The sequence below is a fragment of the Bowmanella yangjiangensis genome (genome assembly GCF_017255015.1).
GTDB lineage: Bacteria > Pseudomonadota > Gammaproteobacteria > Enterobacterales > Alteromonadaceae > Bowmanella > Bowmanella yangjiangensis.
In genome coordinates, this window is sequence record NZ_JAFKCS010000574.1 from 1 (window position 1) to 472 (window position 472).

Sequence of the window (472 nt, forward strand, 5' to 3'; positions counted from 1 at the left end):
GGCCCGGACGGCGCGGAGCGACGCCAGCAGCGCATCACCGGCGAGGTCGATGCCCGGCAGTTCATCCAGGTATGGGACAGTGCGATGGAGCGTGGCTGATGTTGACGATGGATGTAGGACCGCTGGCGCTCGGCGTCGGCCATGTGTTGCTGCTGGTCAGCCTGCTGCTGGCCACGCTGGTCGGCTGGTGGCTGGGGCGCAAGCGCCAGGTCAACCCGGAGGCGCTGATCTTCCGTTTGCTGCTGGCGGCCCTGCTGGGCGCACGCCTGGCGTTCGTCGCCCTGTATGCCGGGCACTACCGGGATGCGCCCTGGCGGGTGCTCGATATCCGCGACGGTGGTTTCATCGCCTGGGGCGGTCTGCTGGCCGCCGCCCTGCTCGGGGGCTGGTACCTGTGGCGCCGGCCAGAGCTGCGCACCGCGCTGGGCGCCGGCATGGCCACCGGGCTGCTGGTGTGGGGCATGGGCAGCCT

Annotated in this window: 1 protein-coding gene; it reads left to right on the plus strand. The window is 71.2% G+C overall.

Features of this window, described 5'->3' with window-relative positions; translation table 11 throughout:
* Positions 1 to 98: 98 nt before the first annotated feature.
* Positions 99 to 472, plus strand: a 374-nt coding sequence (locus J0A65_RS25725) for a prolipoprotein diacylglyceryl transferase family protein (RefSeq protein ID WP_206597045.1), incomplete at its 3' end; no start/stop codon positions are given.